A 15,254-nucleotide genomic window follows, 5' to 3' on the forward strand; every position below is an offset into this window, starting at 1 on the left:
CCCTTAACATTCGCTTAGACAATCGCAGGTTCCGTCCCATGTGCCGTTGGCCATGAAATGAGAGTTGAACTTGCCGTCCAAGTGGCCGTTTTCTCTTTTGCAGGTTCCGAATGAATAAAATTGAGCCATTGGGAATTGACTGACGGTATAATTCCTCGCTCCGTCAACCATGTTCAAGGCATCTTTATGAACCTTGAACGGCCCGACTAAATAGGCTACTCGCTTACCATCGATGCAATCGACGTAGTAGCAAGGCTCATCAGTCCAGTTACCAAGTTTCACGGTATCAGAAGCCATTTGCACCCCCTTACCAACTAAGTACTAACGCCAGAAACAGGATTCCGACTACTCCGAGTAGAACAACGTCCCATAGATCGAACATAGTTCCTCCCTTATCGTTAATCAGCCCACTACTGCCAATAAGAAGATCACGGAGCGTTTCAGGCTTCTTACGGGCAGTCGGTCGGATGACTAGCTATTTTTTCTTGGTCTTATCGGCAGGCTTCGAACCGCAAAGTACAGCGGTCACTTGTACCTGGTACTTCTCACCCGCTTCGCCTAGCACTTTCCCTTGCCCTCGAAATCCGGTTGAGCCGGTGCTAAACTTGGTCGGACTCATCGGGATAGTGATAGATGCTCTGTTTAAAATATCCTGTCCGGTCATTGTGTTATGATTCCCCCTTATCTTTTTTTATTCTCTTATCGCACGTTTCCGAGCGATAGACACGCGGCCTTGAACTTTTTAATTTGATCCCGTGTATAGCCATGCTGGTATTCGTCGATATTGATAACCCGCGACTTTGGCACACTCTCAAGATCAAGCGATTCCCGCTTTGCGCGGTAATGTAGTTGACGATCTTCGAATTCTCCGGTCGGATACAGACCGATCAAGATTCCGTGATAGTGCAAGTAGTAACGCGGAATCTCTTTCCGTTTATCCCGCTCGCTATTCTCACCTTGAATTCGAGCGTTACACTGATTGCAGTATTGAGACTGAAGCATCGCTGGCCTAGTCTCACAGATTACGCACTTTGGCCTATTTACCACGCTTCACCCCCTTAACTATTTTCCCCGTCTCAAGTGACGCTAGTTTTGGGCACTTGAGGCCGCGGCATGGATAATTACATTTACGGCAGAACGATATAACCATAATTCACCCCTTATCGGTTTTTAGACCAATTCCGAGAGTTGACCGAAGTCAACCCCCGTCGATTGAGCTAAAAGCACAATCCCCCCTGTGATCTGCAGCAGGGGGTCTGTGCTGTAGTCATACTCACGGATGACAGTCGCGTGTGGTCGAGGATACAGTAAGCTCGTGTGGGACTTTTGCACACGGGACTCTCGTAATCGGTTACAGCCCAAAAGACTTGCTACCGTCTTGGCCGCCGTTCTAACAATAGCTCTCCCGTTATCCAGCGGAGCCTCTCAGGAGGGCGCAGGAAGAGAGCTAGTGCCACCGGCTGGCTGTACTGTGTTCTCTTGCTATTGGGGGAAGATAGCACAGCCGCGTTACGAGCATGGCTTACCGAACCGTTAGACCATCTGTTGGAGAATAGACTCCCGTCGATGCTCCACGGTCATAGCTCACGGCCTCTTTAACGTCTAGACAGGACGGGAAACGTAGTGCTTACGCTTCCGGAAGCCGTTGATTTAGGCCAACGAGTCCCCGTTCATTATCCGTCAGAGTCGGCCAGGAAGTGCAGAGCCTTATCCCGAAGACCACGTTCCCACGTAGGACAGCGATACACTCGTGCTGGCGTAGATTCCTCGGTGTGCCCAGGTCCGCGTAGCTATCAGGTTGACCATGTGACCCCCGCATGGGAGAGAAAACTCCCCCGTAGCCAGCTCCAGACTTCGGAGTGGTTGCGAGCACGTGACCGGATATTAGCTTTGCCTCACTCTAGGTATTGGCTCATTTTACTAGGCTTGAATTGTCTTATAACTAGCATATCGAATGACTGCTAATTACTGTTGCAATCCATTTACTAACAAAAACAAGTGAGAGACTTTTTATAGTCTCTCACTTGCCTTAATTAGTGCCTTATGCTTAGTCTATCGAATGACTGCTAATTAGTGTTGCACTAGCTTAAAGTTAACTGATAGCCGCTCTTAGCAATCCATCGCGCTAACTGTGAACGTTCAGTATTGGAAAGTGAATGACCGGTAATTGGACGCCCGCGCAGTAGAAAGCGCTTGTATTCTTTTCGATGTTTTCCTACAATCGGCGCTTGAACAGGTTCACGGATTGCGCGGTCATGGGTTAACGATTGTCCACGCATACGCTTGATGATTAATGGTTTTATGTCGTCTGGTATCCGCGACCACAGTCTAACCGCGGTATCATCACTCTCATACTTGTTAACGAATTCAATCTCTCCCACAATTAAGTCACCTAAACTTGTTACGTCACCATCGTCGCTCTCTATCTTAGAATCTAAGTCAATGTGAGCGTGAATCTTGCTAGCTTTCCACCAGTCTAGCCAGTCACCGCGTATGACTGAATATGCCAGTTTAGGCTCATCGATACCAGACTTCAAAAGCGTAGCTGTAAAATCTTGGAAACAATCCAGTCTATCATCATAAGGCACTTTAGACGCGAATATGTAGGCAATTCGCATTGATAGCTTCGTTTGTTCTGGTAGATTCTTTACAGCTTCGAGTGTAGATTCTACCGCGGCCGTGTAGTCACATTCTGGTATGTTAGTGCAAAGCACTTTAGCTATACTTCGATATTCAACTTTGATTGTATCTGTATTCATTTTTTAACCCCTTATCAATTTTTTATTTTTTAGCTTCAAATTTTAATTTTCGATTTTGAGGTTATCAGACTCTAATTTGATGTTTTTCACTCTCCATGACTTTACAATATATCCTATTGTTAACTTTGTTGGTATACGGTAATAGACATATTAATGAATCTCAAACACGATTGCAATAGGCTTGATTGATTTTTTTTGAAATTCGAAGCTAAAAAAATATTTTCGAAGCTAAAAAAAATTGAAAAATCGACGCGGCTCCACGAAGCTAATCGAGACTGGAAGCGGTTAGCCCTGGCCGGGCTATCTGGCTAGTCTGAACAGCTTCCTGGTCGGGACCTCATCCCTGCCTGAGAACTGAGGCTCTGGCGACTCCTCAACGTTCTCACTGATCTCGAGTATTCCCTGGCCCTGGAGTGTCCACACCTTAACCCGGAAGCTGTCCCAGGTAGCCATCCGGTAGGGGATCTTCCGGCCGGCCTGCACTGAAAGAGCCTTCATCCGGACCAGGTAGGCTTTGTGCATTTCGGTCGTACTGGCTTCCCGGTGGCTGGATAGGTATTCTACAATAAAGTCCACTACTCTCAGAGGATGATGATCGCCGCCCTTGGCTGATATAAACGGTTTTCTAATTACCACTTGGTTTCTCCTTTTCGAATAGCTTGTCGTACCAGTCCTGTTGCTCCTCGAGGGCCAGTTTCCGGTACCGCATAGTAGTTCCAATATCCTTGTGGCCGAGCTGCTCCTGCAGGAGCCGAGCCCCTTCCATGGTCGGGTTTAGCTTCATAGCATGGACCGCAAAAGCATCCCGGAGCTTGTGGGGACTGATATTGTGGTACTTTTCCGTCTCCGGGTTATAGATCTTCGGCAGGCCGGCCCGGATGCCCGCCTCTACAAATATCTGCCAGGCGTGTTGCCGGCTCAGGCTGAATAGTTTATGCTTTTCTTCTACCACCTCGAGTTGGACACCTTTCATATACCCCCGGATCATCTCCAGGGTATCTTTGTCGACCGGGACGGTCCTCATTTTGGGATGGGATATCACTTTCTGAATAACCGCCTCGACTTTGGCCGTACAGTGGGGACAAAAAGAGTCGGATTTACGGAGCCGTGTGTTGCACTGTGGGCAGGATATGGAAACCCTCGCTTTCTGGTGCCTGATCGTAATCAGGGACCGTTTAAAGTCGATGTTTTCAACGTACAAGTTGAGGGTCTCGGAAATGCGGCAACCGAGCCGCCTGGTTATCCGGATCATCAGTTGGTCCCGGAGATTCTTGGCAGCCGCCTCATGTTTGGCCGTTTGTTCCTGGTCGAGATAGGCTTGAGCCTCGATTGTTTTTTCTTCTGCCATATTCCCCTCTTTTATTTAACAATCTCTCAAATTGTCTTGCTTGTCAGTATAGCACACAGTTGAAAGTCGTGGTATCATTATGACAAAAGTATTTCTTGAGAAATGGAGGGGTTATCATGGCAGAAGTAACAGAGATCCCGAAAGAAAAGGAAATGATTAAGGTCTATACGGCCGGCCACTGTACCCCCTGCGAGGAGATAAAGAAGGCCCTCCAGGAAGGTAATTTCACGGTCGACGGTAAAGAGGAAACGATCGATGTCATCGATATCGAGACGGATGAGGGATTCGTTGAAGCCCAGAAAAGGGAACTTACGGCGGTACCGCAAGCCTTCCGTGGCGCCAAAGAATGCAAAATAAAGATCGACGACGAGACGAAAACCGTTCTAATCGAGTGCGAAAATGGCGAAGATAACAGCTAAAGTCATTGTCCGTAAAATGCCGGCATCTCACCCTTTGAGCGAGCACCAGCTCCACATCAGGGAAGTCAACGAGAAATGTGGTATTAAAAAGGGAATAACCCAGGCCGAATTCCAGGAAGCGATGAGGGAATGTATCCCCCAGGAATGGAAAAAACTCAAAGAGCAAACCCAGTCTGATGAAAATACGAATAACCCGTCCTAGGAGTCAACTATGGATAATAAGCCGGCGATTTCTGTTAAGTTATGTGAATGTGGCTGTGGTTTACCTGCGCCTATTTCAAAAGAGAATAGAAAGCGTAATGGCTATATCAAAGGACAGCCTGTAAGATTTATCAAGGGGCATAGGGGTAAACTGCCAAATAGATACAGATATCCCCCTGAATTTTGGGATGACATCGTTACTCTTTATGTTGACAAAGTATTAAGTACCACTGATATTGCCAAAATTAAGGGATGTAGTGACAATGCGGTGGCTAATTGGCTTCGCAGGAAGGGAATTGTACTGAGAGATTACAATGAGCGCTTCCAAAAAACATATAAAAATCATCCACGAAAACACGCTGATAAGGAAACAAATAAAGAAGGCTACGTTCTAATCTACCTGCCAGATCACCCTTATTGTAATAGCCATGGGCGGGTGCTTGAACATCGCCTGGTTATGGAAAGACGATTAGGAAGGTACTTACTGCCCTCTGAACATGTTCATCATATCGATGGAATTAGAAGCCATAATGAGGATTCTAACCTAAAATTACTCTCTCCGTCTGATCATTCTGTCCAGACTCAGATCTGTAGTCAGTGCAAACTTCGAAAAGAAATCAGGTTGCTCCGCTGGCAAGTGAAAGAGTTAACAAAGTCTCTTCAGTTAAGGCTTAACAATTAAAGCTAATTATTGAAATTAAAGAGGGCTCGATAAGAGCCCTCTTTAGGTCAATCACATCCACCCATCGGCTATGAGCTAAGTTAGAACTGATCAGGAATGCAGGTCCGCATCTTATTGACCAAATCTCCCCTACTCATACCTTTCTTGATCCCGCAGGTCTTAGCCGCATCGCGCACTTTCCGTTGAGGTGCAGTGATGGGGTATTTACGCGGGAACTTGGATAGGACGAACCCCGAATGCTGTTTGGTTGTAATTCCTTCCAGCTTGTGGGGGCCCGGCCGCCTCTTGATTACCAAGGGCATACTTTCGACTATCATTGAGACGTCCTCCAGAAATAATAAAACCCGCTTTCGCGGGCTGCTGGACCTTCCTGGTCTAAGTGACCTAAGCCTCGGATCGACCCTTAGCTCGATATCTTATCAGCCGATGGTCGGGCTGTCAATACCTCGAGAGGATCGTCGGTGATCTCAACGTTGGTGGAGTGGACGTCTAAAATATTGTCCGTCTTACAGCGCCGGCAGCGGATTACGACGGTACCTTCAACCATGGCATAGAGAGAGAGAAAACGGCCGCAAGAAGTACAGTGGAATTCTTTAAACTCGATATTGTCTTCCGGGGAGTATTTCGCCTTGCTTTCTGCCATTAGTCGGGTACTCCTGTTTTCACTATCTGCTGGAGGCGTTCGCTAAATTCTCGGTAATGCTCATCCTCATCACCGGCGATGTCTTCGTAAAGCCTGGCGCTCTCATTATCCCCATGGTTTCGGGCATGGACCGCTCTTTGATGATACCAGTTGGAGGCGGTCAGCTCCTCGCTCATACTATGCTGCAGTCCATCAGAGATCGTCGCCGGAGTATTATATGTCAGCGGTGCCCGGTGGAGTTTGTCGACCACTTGCTGGGCTATCTGTTTGGACAGGTCGATTATTTGTTGCTGGCTGATTTCCATGCTTTTTCAACCTCCCGGACTGCTTCTTCTGCGGCGAGTTTTTTAGCGTCTTCGAGAGTTAAAGTTACGGCCTGGGGATCGGCCGCGGAGTCCATGATTATCTTCCTGAATTGCTTGAACTGGTTGGCCATGACCGGATATTCGCCGGCATATTTTCCGCTGGCGATCGCCTCAATGGTGAGTTTCGAATGGTTTACTTTCAACCAATCTATGATCTCCTGGTAAACCGGGTTTCCCGGATCCTGGGCGACTAATTCTTCACTGGCTGCCTCGAGATAAAGGCCGTGTTTATGGTCCAAACAATCACAGGGTTTGCCGGCGATCTTCATGCCGGAGGTCAAATCCAGCTCTGCTTTATACAGTTCTTTGGCCAGGCGGCGTTTTAAGGCGACGGTTGTTTCATCAGATGTCGGGAGAGCTGGTTTTATTATTTGAGGCTGAACAGCCGCAGTAACGGAGGGTGGACCTATAAGAGATCCGGTTTCAGTGGTGGTTTCAGTCAGTTCCGTTTTTCTGGAAGTCGACCGAGAGACAAGGAATTTAAGGCCCTGGGATACTAGCTTTCCACCTTCACGAAGAAAAAGACCTTTAAGCGTAGCGTCCATGCCCCAAGTTTAGAACCACAATAATGGATTGTCAATATACCCAAACTAAAAAGTATTGACAGCCCCGGATATAGGGCTTACACTAACAGGTACCGTTGCGTAAAACTAGTACGCCGTTGCGCTAAAAGGGCTCTAAGCCGTTGCGTAGGCTCAAAAACGGAGTTAAGAATGGCGAAATTCGGACCATCCCCCCACAGAGATGAAGCTCTTAAATTCTTGAGAGAGGGTATCCAGGAAGGGAAGGACGTTAAAGAACTGAAAGAAGAGAGTGTCCGGAGATTCGGGATAGCTTTAAGAACCGCCGATAACTACGTCAAGGAAATCAATAGCCCTAAACCGCCAAAGCTGACCACGGTAGAAAAAACAAAAATCGGACTTAACACGGTTAATACCACCCCTCAATCTCCACCGGTCAATCCAACTGTCGAGCCAGACAAAACAGCAGAAAATACCCAGGTACCTCAAGCCCCCTCCGGACAGACCAAGCCAATTCCTCAGACAAAGCAGACGGTCCTCGATGTCGTTGGCCCGACACTGGTAAATTTTCGATTTTATAATGACCCCGTTCAGATAAATTTAGCTTATCTTGAGGGAGCATACGGCGATTACAAGAAAATTATCCGTTTGGATCCATCAATCGAAGACACATTTGAGGAAGCGGTTGTTGGCGCCATGAGATATGTTCTGACCTCTCTTCGTAAGAGAGCCGCCCGAGAATTCGTTCTAATTATGGAGGAAGATGATAATGCCAACGTTAGCGGACCGACTGCAGGATGATGAAAGTACCCCAGTAAAGGGAGAACGTAAACCCGCCTCTATTTCTTCTCTTGAAAGAGAAATGGCATTAGACGATGATGCCCTGGCCACTGATTTAAGACGGACCCGGGCGGAAGAGCTTATTGCTATTCGTAGAAAGCGGATTGAGCAACTCACTGGAAATTCAGGTCAGGGAGCTGAGGTATCAGCCAGGCGAGAGACAAACGTGGAACAATCACTTGTCGATGTTGCCCAGGGGCTTCTTGATAAAGGCATGGAACCGAACACCGTGGGTCGGATGGTAGATTATCTGATCGGAAGCCGTCAGCCAGTCGGAGCTTACGGATTTCCGGGAGCACCTGCCCCTGCAGGACAGCAAATTACACTCACTGATATGCTTAATTTTGCCGATCGGTTGAATAAACAACCCCAGACGGATCCGGCGATCGCATCTCTCCTGGATAAACTAACCACTGAGATTACTGAAATAAAAGCGAAGGTAGCAGGTGGATTTAAACCTACCGGAGCTATCATGGTCCAGCAGGCGGACGGTACCTTCCTGAAGGTTGCAGACAGCGATCAGACCGTCGTTATACCTCGGGCCACTCCTCCACCTACTGGAATATCTCTCGAGGAGAAAAGACTAGATATCCAGCATGAGGAATTTAAGGCAAAGTTGGACGCAGACAAAGAGCGAAGCACTGCTATTGTAAATACCCTGGCTGCAATACCCGAGAAAATTGGAGAAGGGCTGGCGGCATTAGCTGAGGCCCGTTCAAATACCCCGGCAGCAAGAACAGTGAATAAACCTGGCCAGAACCCTCAAAATCTACCGGTCTGGAGGTGCACTACGGAAGGCTGTGGGACGGATATACCGGTACCGCCTGGCGCCCAGAAGATAGTCTGTCCGAAGTGCAAGACTGAATATAAGGGATCGGAATAGCCATGAAAGTAGACGATATCCCGGAATGGTTAATTAGAGCTGCCGGCGCCCTGGGTGGCGATAAGATTGCTTTTGGTTTCCTTTTCCGGAAGCTCAGAGACGAGAAAGTAGACGCCGAAGCCGTCCGGATTCAGATACAAAACAATATGGCCTTATTTGTATCTAATGACGTAGAGTGGGCTAAATGGCAAGATCTCTTCGCCCGGGCCGGCCTGGGTAAGTTTATTACTAAAGAGCGCTTCGAACAGGAATTCGAAAAACACATGCCTGATGTCTGTCAGTGTGTCCGGGATGAGCCAGGGGGCATTAAGTGGTTCGAAAATCAGATATTAGATCTTAGAATCAAGCTAGGCGTGCAAATAGACCCGTCACATTTCAGACCTATTGACAAACCATAATTTCAGTCTTAACATTGTCTTGAGGCGGACGACCCAATTTTGACGAAAGGCGCGTCCGCTTTCCTTTTTGCAGATTGGGTACGTCCCTCTCGCTAGAGAGGTGCCCCGTGGATTACGAGACGATTGATCGGTTCATGAAAGAAACCGGTCTGGCCGAAGAGCCCGCTTTCGACGACCTTAACTTTCTAATTGAGCCGATTAATTCTACGATGAACGGGAGAACCATTCTTGGCCTATACTACAAGAATTCCGCTCGTGATAATGTCGGCGCCCTTCCCGCCCACACTATTCACCTTCCGGAAGATTCAGACTATCAGACTCTAATCCACGAGCTCGGTCACCGCCATGGCGACTACTACCATCAGAACTTGAGCGAAGAATATGCTGAACGGTACCGCTATGACAATCAATATTTACTGCCGGCCGTAGCCCGGGTGTCTGAAGCCCCGGTCGCTGCGACCTTAGTTCCCGCGAATGCCCACCTGGTCTATGACCACACCTATGAGGAGGCTGGCAGTTATTCCGGAAACACGGAGCAGTGTACCACTAAAGTAACCGTCAACTTACCGGATCAGCTCTTCTCGAGCACCTGGCTAGTCGGCAGCATAGCCAATACGGTTAAGCAGCAGATCTCCGATCAGGGCGGGATGGCTCTCACCGTGAAGATCTACGAAGACATTGGTCCTACCTGGGTGACCGATTACTATGTCGTCATAACAGCGGCCCCAGCTCCGGTCCCTCGAGGGGCAGTCGGCTTTCCTTTCCCCTGGGTTATAGTTATTCCTCTTATCCTGGTCATCCTGGTAATAGTAACTTTTACCTGGCTGATAATCGAAATTAAGGATGTTACATTTGGTTCGCCGGCAGGGCTCTTTGTTTCCGGACTCGGTATAGCCCTCATTGGAGGCGGCGCCCTTTTACTCCTCATTGCCATTTCCAGGGCTTTTAAGGGAGGAAAGGAGATAGCTTCCAGCGCTAGCCAAAAATTCAAACAGGTTAAAGCGACATGAGCAAGCAAGAAGAAGATCAGGGAGTAACCGCGGTCGCAGTAATTGGAGGCCTAACCGTACTGGGGGTCGGCATTTACTTTATAGCCAAAAAGATCAAGGAAGACGCAGGGGGAAACGGCGGCGGGGGCGACACGGCGACTCTGACCGGAAAGATAAAGAATAGTTTTACCAACCAGGGGATACTCGGGGCAAAGGTAACAGTCGGAGCTCGAATAACTTATACCAACAACCAGGGTAATTACAGTATTTCAGACCTCGATCCGGGAACCTATGATGTGACGGTAAGCGCCACAAACTATGACCAGCGGTTGCTCTCGAAAGAAATTGTGGCCGGGGCCAATACCTTAGATATCGGGCTTATCGCCCGGGTTACCCTGCAGGGGATCGTTACGGACTCGGTAACAAACGGAGCGATCGCAAATGCTCTCGTGACTATCGGGAGTAATCAACTCTACACAAATGGCTCTGGCGGATACTCGATTGTCCTTCCGGAAGGGAATTATTCGGTCTCAGCATCAAAGACCGGTTATGTTCCCCAGACTCAACAGATACAGGTAATCCTTCCCCTGGCAATACTCAGCTTCTCACTTGTCCAGGAGTTTTCCAATACTGGAGTCATTCAGGGTACCGTTAAGGATTCTTCTAATTCAAACGGGATCTCTGGCGCCGTCCTTACTTTTACCGGGCCCGACGCCATTCCCCACCAGGTAACATCCGGAGCCGGAGGCGGTTACTCTATCGAGCTCCCTTCCAACTCGATACCGGGGATAACCTACTCAATATCCGGAGTGAAAAGCGGATATCAAAACTATTCCGGATCGGTAACCTTAAGGACCGGGACCTACACCCCTAAAGACATTCTGATGACGCCGGTCACTGTCTATTACGGAGCTGCTCACGGTTATGCCCTGGATAAAAATACCGGCTTCGGTATTTACAATGCCAGGGTAGTATTGATTCAGAATGCCGCAGAGCGCTATACCTCGTACACGGACGCCGAAGGCTTCTATGACATCGAGAATGTGGCCACAGGGACTTACGAGATCTGGTGTATCGCCAACGGTTATACCCAGCAGCAGGCCAGCATTATGATTAATGCCAACCAGGTGACTAATTACAATTTCCAGATGCCGCCTGTCGGTACCGCTATCGGATTCCACATGGAAGTCGAGTTCGACCCGAGCAACTATCCAACTGCTTATAAGTGGTACTGTGAAGTAGCTGGGATGGTCGCGGCTTACCTGCCGGTGGATGTGAGTAACCCATCAAGTATCTGGCACGGTCCCTGGGACTTGACTACCCGGCCGTGGCCATCGAATCTAACCCTGGAACTTTACAGTCAGAATGGCACGTTGTTATACAGGCGTACTTCAAGCGTGACTATGCAGAACGGTCATGCTTACTCGATATATGCGGATCTCTACATGGTTAATCCGCTGGTTGATCTGGGTCCGTTCTAACCGATAAAACCCGGGTCAGGAGGTGCTTATAGAGGAATAAAAGGGTATTGACATCGGTCAATTCATGAAATACTCTTATGTTATTCAAAGCCGGCGAGGGTTTGTTGATAAAATAGGTCTGTCTCGCCGGCTTTCCTTTTTATCACGGACCCCCGCCGAAGTAGAAAACCCTAAAAGGAGGAAACCCAAGTGCCTAATTGGACAAAAGTTGTAACAAACGTTGGAATCGGGGGGGCCGCTGGCGTTGCAGATAATCTGGCTCAGTCTTATGACGAGAAGAGAGCAATGGAATACGCGGCAGCCAACCCGGGGAAAGCCCTATCTATGTGGAAGCAGTTTGGGACTTACCTCAACTTCTTAGCCCCCGCTGCAGGCGTCGCGGCCATCGCCTTCATGCGTATGAGCGATGAAAACCAGATGCGGATCGCCCTGGTTGGTGGCCAGCTCGCAGGCCGGAAAGCCGCCCATCGATGGTGGAAGGTAACCGGCGCTCCGGTATCACCGGCCCCGTACACCCGGTTCAATCGGGTGGTTTCACATTCTGCCCCGGCCCCGAGAACATACGAACCTGAGTTCGATGCTGCCGGAACCAAGTTCTAAGTAACAAAATATTTTAGAAGGACCTTGAAGGAGGTATACACTGATGGGTTCAAGAAATTATCTACTCAACGTAAACGACCTTTCCGTAACCGACCGGGGTGACTTAAAACTCTCCGCCCTGGCTGCCGGTCTCGAGCGCTGTGCTATCAAGGGAATCGGTGACTGTAATTCCGATATCCCCGGACTGCAAGCGATACCTGATGCCAATAAAATCCAGAGGGTTCAACTGATAAAAGGTTGGATCAAACAAGGGAATTGGCCTCAGTCTATTACCCAGCGCGAGCTAACCCCGAACCTTAACGGCGACCTGGTTGCCGCGACGGCTCTGGATAGCTGGCTAACCGCAGCCCTGGCCGCTGTCGGTACCTTCTACACCTGTTTCCAGGCCATCGTTTCCCCGCAGCTCGCCCAGGACAAACTCATGGTTCTCTACGGCGCCTCGGTTGATTCCGTAGCCGTACCCATGCCCGTGTCCCGGATGGTTATCCGGCGCGGCGGGGCTGCCGGCAATATCATCGCCCAGTACGATATGGAAGAGCAGATGATCCGGCAGGATGTCGACTTCTTCTTCAGCGAGCCCCAGGTGATCGATCCCCAGCAAGCCTTCGCTATCCAGGTACGTGCCCGGGTCGCGACGGCAGCCGCCGAGATCGTCCACGTCCATAATTTCCTGTTTGAGCAGAGTGGTCTAATCGTAACCTAAAAAGGTCGAAATCTAAGTTCCCCTAACTAGGCAAGTAGAATCGGCAGGGGGAAAACCCCTGCCGATTATCGAAAGGAGAAAAAGACAATGAGTCTTAGGAACGTAATTAATGCAATCTACAAGGCCAGAGTTGATTCTGGAAATATTAACTATCTCACCGGTTTAACCGGTGTCCCCGCCTCCGGTGCTCCGGGTGCTTATGCCAAGTTACTGGCCAATGCTACGGCGACCGTAGCCTGGTGGCTGTGTGCTTTGGGCTACGGCAATCCCGATGCTGCCGGCGCCGTCGTCTTCGACTACGATATCGCCCGCTTTGAGGATGGGGTTGGTGATCTTAACCTGGCTGCCGTCCGGATCCATGTTGACGGGGCCTCCACCGACATTTCCGGTCAGATCAACTTCCCGTTCCCGCGGAGATCTCCTGCGGCCCAGGGCGCTGCGGCACAACAGACCACGGCTTCCGGTAAGACGCTGGACGTGTCCATCCTGTACGCTACTGGTGTAGGGACCTAATAATGAATAAACCTTTTGAAGAGCTACTTAAACGGTTAAGCGCACTCGAGAGCATTCACGGTCTCTTCGATACGGCGGAGAAGGAAGTAGTCGAGCATATCGGCCTCCCGATCTGCATGGAAAACTGTGGAAAATGCTGTGAGAACAACGTCGTAATGGCCTGGGGAATTGAGGTCGAGGACATCGCCACCTACCTTATCAGCGACGACAAACTTCTTAACAAGGTTATGGACCGCTGCGAGGCATGGATGAAAGAATCGACAGGACCGGTGTTCACGGTCAAGCAGCTCCTCAGAGACCAGACCCGTTTGATGAAAAGGGCTCGCGAAATATTTACCGGACGTTGCCCTCTCATGGAAGGGACTAGATGCCTGATACACCCGGTTCGACCGGTTGCTTGTCGGTCCTTCGGTGTAACCACCTACCCTCGTGGTTGCAAAAGACCCCCGGGATTCGGTGAAACTATCGACCGCCGAGCTTATAACCAGGGCATGGCTATTCCCATTATGGAAGCGGTTAACGCCTTCCTGGTCGATTGCTCCGATAAACCCTATGATACCTCAGTCGGATTTTTGCCCATGATGCTCATGTCCCGACTGAGGGCAAGGGAATTCGCCGGACTGGTCGACTCCGGAAAGGTAGATCCGGTCAAGCTGGTTAAAAACCAGGTACACTCGCTCGCCGCCCTGGTCGAAAGCCAGTTCAACACCTTTGAGATGGCGGGAGACAAGGCGCTTCAGAAGGTTGAAGAAAAAGCTATTAAAACAGGACCCTTAACCTTTGTAATTAAATAAGCTAAGAAGGGAGGGGAAAATAAGCCCCTCCCTTTTTCCACAACTGAATAGGTTTAAAAAACCTCTTAGAATAGCGATAGAGAAAAAGGAGAGGAAAAATGCCAGATCTACACATTTTCAAGGCGGCTATAGGGATGTGCGATCCCGTAGCACTTCAGGACCAGCTCGTTGCAATTCACTATGTCGAGTCTATCTACTACAAGCGTGTCACCTTCTTGGAAGGAATCCCCGATTTTCAGTGTCTAAACATTGGCGCCGTACTGGCAACTAACCAGTCCGGACGGACCAATGTAGCCAACCTCGAGATGGCCGACAATGAATTCGGTCTCTTCCGGTGGTATCCGATCGATGATTTCCAGTGTCAGCTCTTTCACCCGGCAGGAATCGCCAAAGGCCAGCTCCGTAACGTGCAGGCGCCATACGACATGAATATCCTGGCTAATGATCCCAACCTCGTCTCGACCGAGATAGCGGTCTGGGAAAATAACCGGCCGGCCATGATTGCGGTTAACGCCAATGCCGTTCCTTTAGCCATGGCACGGATCCGGGCGATTGGCTACCGTTTCCACACCAAGGAACCGGTCCCGCTGACCAGATCTGAAAAAGCCCTTGTCGATAGTCTCAAGGTAGAGATTACGAACGCTAAATGGACGGATACGGATTATCTCAAACATGCCATGAGCGAGAGACGGATCCCGGTAACCGATATCTGGGCAAGCGGCCGCGGTATTGGCGACTAACGTTTAAAAGGTGATTTTCTGAAGGAGGAAAGACATGGTAACAAATGCGAAAGAGATCGGGACCAGGGTAACCAGTCCCATTGTTAATATAGCGGCAGCCGGCGTCGCAAACGCCGCCATACTTTTCACACTGCCGGCGCTGGCCGGTGTCCTGGTGGGGGCCAAAAGCGCCGTCATCAAGAAGGTGCTGGTGGACGATAACGGGACCGGTGGAACGCAGATACACATCGGTAATGGAGTTGGGGGTGCCTTTGTGGCACTACTTCCGGGGCTTGACCTCTTGACCGCTCTGGATAATATCTACGGGGAAGATGAACTCCCCGAGGTAGAGTCCTTCGCCAACATTACCGGCTTCGTGGATGCGGTCGGCGGCAG

General features: G+C 49.6%; 24 protein-coding genes. 14 read left to right on the forward strand and 10 right to left on the reverse strand.

Going from position 1 to position 15,254, the window contains the following annotated elements:
- Positions 1 to 3: 3 nt before the first annotated feature.
- The 6 genes from PHI12_07655 to PHI12_07680 form a co-directional block, all read right to left on the reverse strand.
- Positions 4 to 297: a hypothetical protein gene (locus tag PHI12_07655; GenBank protein ID MDD5510667.1), complete on the reverse strand. Its 294-nt coding sequence runs from the start codon at positions 295 to 297 to the stop codon at positions 4 to 6.
- 178 nt (positions 298 to 475) lie between these two features.
- Positions 476 to 664: a hypothetical protein gene (locus PHI12_07660; GenBank protein MDD5510668.1), complete on the reverse strand. Its 189-nt coding sequence runs from the start codon at positions 662 to 664 to the stop codon at positions 476 to 478.
- 35 nt (positions 665 to 699) lie between these two features.
- The gene (locus PHI12_07665; GenBank protein ID MDD5510669.1) at positions 700 to 1,047 is read right to left on the reverse strand and encodes a hypothetical protein; all 348 of its coding nucleotides are present in this window, start codon (positions 1,045 to 1,047) and stop codon (positions 700 to 702) included.
- A 1,034-nt stretch (positions 1,048 to 2,081) separates the two neighbouring features.
- Complete coding sequence (locus PHI12_07670) at positions 2,082 to 2,759, reverse strand: hypothetical protein (protein MDD5510670.1); 678 nt, start codon at positions 2,757 to 2,759, stop codon at positions 2,082 to 2,084.
- 300 nt (positions 2,760 to 3,059) lie between these two features.
- Positions 3,060 to 3,395, reverse strand: coding sequence for a hypothetical protein (locus PHI12_07675; GenBank protein ID MDD5510671.1), 336 nt, complete (start codon positions 3,393 to 3,395; stop codon positions 3,060 to 3,062).
- Positions 3,385 to 4,107 (reverse strand): tyrosine-type recombinase/integrase, encoded by a 723-nt coding sequence (locus PHI12_07680; protein ID MDD5510672.1) that lies wholly within the window; start codon positions 4,105 to 4,107, stop codon positions 3,385 to 3,387. Before PHI12_07680 ends, PHI12_07675 begins: the two co-directional genes overlap by 11 nt.
- A 116-nt stretch (positions 4,108 to 4,223) precedes the next feature.
- Here PHI12_07680 and PHI12_07685 point away from each other — a divergent pair, with 116 nt between their 5' ends.
- From PHI12_07685 to PHI12_07695, 3 genes are read left to right on the forward strand one after another with little or no spacing between them, the layout of a single operon-like run.
- The gene (locus PHI12_07685; protein MDD5510673.1) at positions 4,224 to 4,526 is read left to right on the forward strand and encodes a hypothetical protein; all 303 of its coding nucleotides are present in this window, start codon (positions 4,224 to 4,226) and stop codon (positions 4,524 to 4,526) included.
- Positions 4,507 to 4,728, forward strand: coding sequence for a hypothetical protein (locus PHI12_07690; protein MDD5510674.1), 222 nt, complete (start codon positions 4,507 to 4,509; stop codon positions 4,726 to 4,728). The genes PHI12_07685 and PHI12_07690 overlap by 20 nt, the downstream gene beginning before the upstream one ends.
- A 9-nt stretch (positions 4,729 to 4,737) precedes the next feature.
- Complete coding sequence (locus PHI12_07695; protein ID MDD5510675.1) at positions 4,738 to 5,409, forward strand: HNH endonuclease; 672 nt, start codon at positions 4,738 to 4,740, stop codon at positions 5,407 to 5,409.
- Positions 5,410 to 5,489: 80 nt separating this feature from the next.
- Here the strand turns inward: PHI12_07695 and PHI12_07700 are convergent, their stop codons facing one another.
- From PHI12_07700 to PHI12_07715, 4 genes are all read right to left on the reverse strand, one after another.
- Positions 5,490 to 5,726: a hypothetical protein gene (locus tag PHI12_07700; GenBank protein ID MDD5510676.1), complete on the reverse strand. Its 237-nt coding sequence runs from the start codon at positions 5,724 to 5,726 to the stop codon at positions 5,490 to 5,492.
- An 86-nt stretch (positions 5,727 to 5,812) separates the two neighbouring features.
- Positions 5,813 to 6,052, reverse strand: coding sequence for a hypothetical protein (locus PHI12_07705; GenBank protein MDD5510677.1), 240 nt, complete (start codon positions 6,050 to 6,052; stop codon positions 5,813 to 5,815).
- Positions 6,052 to 6,357 carry a ferritin-like domain-containing protein gene (locus PHI12_07710; protein ID MDD5510678.1) on the reverse strand — a complete coding sequence of 102 codons (306 nt, stop codon included), beginning with the start codon at positions 6,355 to 6,357 and terminating at the stop codon, positions 6,052 to 6,054. The genes PHI12_07705 and PHI12_07710 overlap by 1 nt, the downstream gene beginning before the upstream one ends.
- Positions 6,333 to 6,962 (reverse strand): hypothetical protein, encoded by a 630-nt coding sequence (locus PHI12_07715; GenBank protein MDD5510679.1) that lies wholly within the window; start codon positions 6,960 to 6,962, stop codon positions 6,333 to 6,335. The genes PHI12_07710 and PHI12_07715 overlap by 25 nt, the downstream gene beginning before the upstream one ends.
- 168 nt (positions 6,963 to 7,130) lie before the next feature.
- Between PHI12_07715 and PHI12_07720 the strand changes: the two genes are divergently transcribed.
- The 11 genes from PHI12_07720 to PHI12_07770 all read left to right on the forward strand — a co-directional run.
- Positions 7,131 to 7,739 (forward strand): hypothetical protein, encoded by a 609-nt coding sequence (locus PHI12_07720; protein ID MDD5510680.1) that lies wholly within the window; start codon positions 7,131 to 7,133, stop codon positions 7,737 to 7,739.
- Positions 7,708 to 8,661 carry a hypothetical protein gene (locus PHI12_07725; protein MDD5510681.1) on the forward strand — a complete coding sequence of 318 codons (954 nt, stop codon included), beginning with the start codon at positions 7,708 to 7,710 and terminating at the stop codon, positions 8,659 to 8,661. Before PHI12_07720 ends, PHI12_07725 begins: the two co-directional genes overlap by 32 nt.
- A 2-nt stretch (positions 8,662 to 8,663) precedes the next feature.
- Complete coding sequence (locus PHI12_07730; protein MDD5510682.1) at positions 8,664 to 9,059, forward strand: hypothetical protein; 396 nt, start codon at positions 8,664 to 8,666, stop codon at positions 9,057 to 9,059.
- A gap of 107 nt (positions 9,060 to 9,166) precedes the next feature.
- A complete protein-coding gene (locus PHI12_07735) occupies positions 9,167 to 10,069 on the forward strand; it encodes a hypothetical protein (protein ID MDD5510683.1) in 903 nt (300 codons plus the stop codon).
- Positions 10,066 to 11,529 carry a carboxypeptidase-like regulatory domain-containing protein gene (locus tag PHI12_07740; GenBank protein ID MDD5510684.1) on the forward strand — a complete coding sequence of 488 codons (1,464 nt, stop codon included), beginning with the start codon at positions 10,066 to 10,068 and terminating at the stop codon, positions 11,527 to 11,529. The genes PHI12_07735 and PHI12_07740 overlap by 4 nt, the downstream gene beginning before the upstream one ends.
- Positions 11,530 to 11,718: 189 nt before the next feature.
- On the forward strand, positions 11,719 to 12,129 hold the full coding sequence (locus tag PHI12_07745) for a hypothetical protein (GenBank protein MDD5510685.1): 411 nt from the start codon (positions 11,719 to 11,721) through the stop codon (positions 12,127 to 12,129).
- Positions 12,130 to 12,172: 43 nt separating this feature from the next.
- Positions 12,173 to 12,832 (forward strand): hypothetical protein, encoded by a 660-nt coding sequence (locus tag PHI12_07750; protein ID MDD5510686.1) that lies wholly within the window; start codon positions 12,173 to 12,175, stop codon positions 12,830 to 12,832.
- A gap of 87 nt (positions 12,833 to 12,919) precedes the next feature.
- Positions 12,920 to 13,345 carry a hypothetical protein gene (locus tag PHI12_07755; protein ID MDD5510687.1) on the forward strand — a complete coding sequence of 142 codons (426 nt, stop codon included), beginning with the start codon at positions 12,920 to 12,922 and terminating at the stop codon, positions 13,343 to 13,345.
- Between the two features lie 2 nt (positions 13,346 to 13,347).
- A complete protein-coding gene (locus tag PHI12_07760) occupies positions 13,348 to 14,139 on the forward strand; it encodes a YkgJ family cysteine cluster protein (protein ID MDD5510688.1) in 792 nt (263 codons plus the stop codon).
- Between the two features lie 98 nt (positions 14,140 to 14,237).
- Positions 14,238 to 14,879 (forward strand): hypothetical protein, encoded by a 642-nt coding sequence (locus tag PHI12_07765; protein ID MDD5510689.1) that lies wholly within the window; start codon positions 14,238 to 14,240, stop codon positions 14,877 to 14,879.
- Positions 14,880 to 14,913: 34 nt separating this feature from the next.
- Positions 14,914 to 15,254: hypothetical protein (locus PHI12_07770; protein MDD5510690.1), on the forward strand; the 341-nt coding region annotated here is incomplete at its 3' end.

The organism is Dehalococcoidales bacterium, assembly GCA_028716225.1.
GTDB lineage: Bacteria > Chloroflexota > Dehalococcoidia > Dehalococcoidales > UBA5760 > UBA5760.

What these genes read in the sequence shown, in the direction of transcription:
- PHI12_07655 (MDD5510667.1), bottom strand. Translation starts at nt 297, where the DNA reads ATGGCTTCTGATACCGTGAAACTTGGTAACTGGACTGATGAGCCTTGC.
- PHI12_07660 (MDD5510668.1), bottom strand. Translation starts at nt 664, where the DNA reads ATGACCGGACAGGATATTTTAAACAGAGCATCTATCACTATCCCGATG.
- PHI12_07670 (MDD5510670.1), bottom strand. Translation starts at nt 2,759, where the DNA reads ATGAATACAGATACAATCAAAGTTGAATATCGAAGTATAGCTAAAGTG.
- PHI12_07680 (MDD5510672.1), bottom strand. Translation starts at nt 4,107, where the DNA reads ATGGCAGAAGAAAAAACAATCGAGGCTCAAGCCTATCTCGACCAGGAA.
- PHI12_07685 (MDD5510673.1), top strand. Translation starts at nt 4,224, where the DNA reads ATGGCAGAAGTAACAGAGATCCCGAAAGAAAAGGAAATGATTAAGGTC.
- PHI12_07690 (MDD5510674.1), top strand. Translation starts at nt 4,507, where the DNA reads ATGGCGAAGATAACAGCTAAAGTCATTGTCCGTAAAATGCCGGCATCT.
- PHI12_07695 (MDD5510675.1), top strand. Translation starts at nt 4,738, where the DNA reads ATGGATAATAAGCCGGCGATTTCTGTTAAGTTATGTGAATGTGGCTGT.
- PHI12_07700 (MDD5510676.1), bottom strand. Translation starts at nt 5,726, where the DNA reads ATGATAGTCGAAAGTATGCCCTTGGTAATCAAGAGGCGGCCGGGCCCC.
- PHI12_07705 (MDD5510677.1), bottom strand. Translation starts at nt 6,052, where the DNA reads ATGGCAGAAAGCAAGGCGAAATACTCCCCGGAAGACAATATCGAGTTT.
- PHI12_07710 (MDD5510678.1), bottom strand. Translation starts at nt 6,357, where the DNA reads ATGGAAATCAGCCAGCAACAAATAATCGACCTGTCCAAACAGATAGCC.
- PHI12_07715 (MDD5510679.1), bottom strand. Translation starts at nt 6,962, where the DNA reads ATGGACGCTACGCTTAAAGGTCTTTTTCTTCGTGAAGGTGGAAAGCTA.
- PHI12_07720 (MDD5510680.1), top strand. Translation starts at nt 7,131, where the DNA reads ATGGCGAAATTCGGACCATCCCCCCACAGAGATGAAGCTCTTAAATTC.
- PHI12_07725 (MDD5510681.1), top strand. Translation starts at nt 7,708, where the DNA reads ATGCCAACGTTAGCGGACCGACTGCAGGATGATGAAAGTACCCCAGTA.
- PHI12_07730 (MDD5510682.1), top strand. Translation starts at nt 8,664, where the DNA reads ATGAAAGTAGACGATATCCCGGAATGGTTAATTAGAGCTGCCGGCGCC.
- PHI12_07740 (MDD5510684.1), top strand. Translation starts at nt 10,066, where the DNA reads ATGAGCAAGCAAGAAGAAGATCAGGGAGTAACCGCGGTCGCAGTAATT.
- PHI12_07750 (MDD5510686.1), top strand. Translation starts at nt 12,173, where the DNA reads ATGGGTTCAAGAAATTATCTACTCAACGTAAACGACCTTTCCGTAACC.
- PHI12_07755 (MDD5510687.1), top strand. Translation starts at nt 12,920, where the DNA reads ATGAGTCTTAGGAACGTAATTAATGCAATCTACAAGGCCAGAGTTGAT.
- PHI12_07760 (MDD5510688.1), top strand. Translation starts at nt 13,348, where the DNA reads ATGAATAAACCTTTTGAAGAGCTACTTAAACGGTTAAGCGCACTCGAG.
- PHI12_07765 (MDD5510689.1), top strand. Translation starts at nt 14,238, where the DNA reads ATGCCAGATCTACACATTTTCAAGGCGGCTATAGGGATGTGCGATCCC.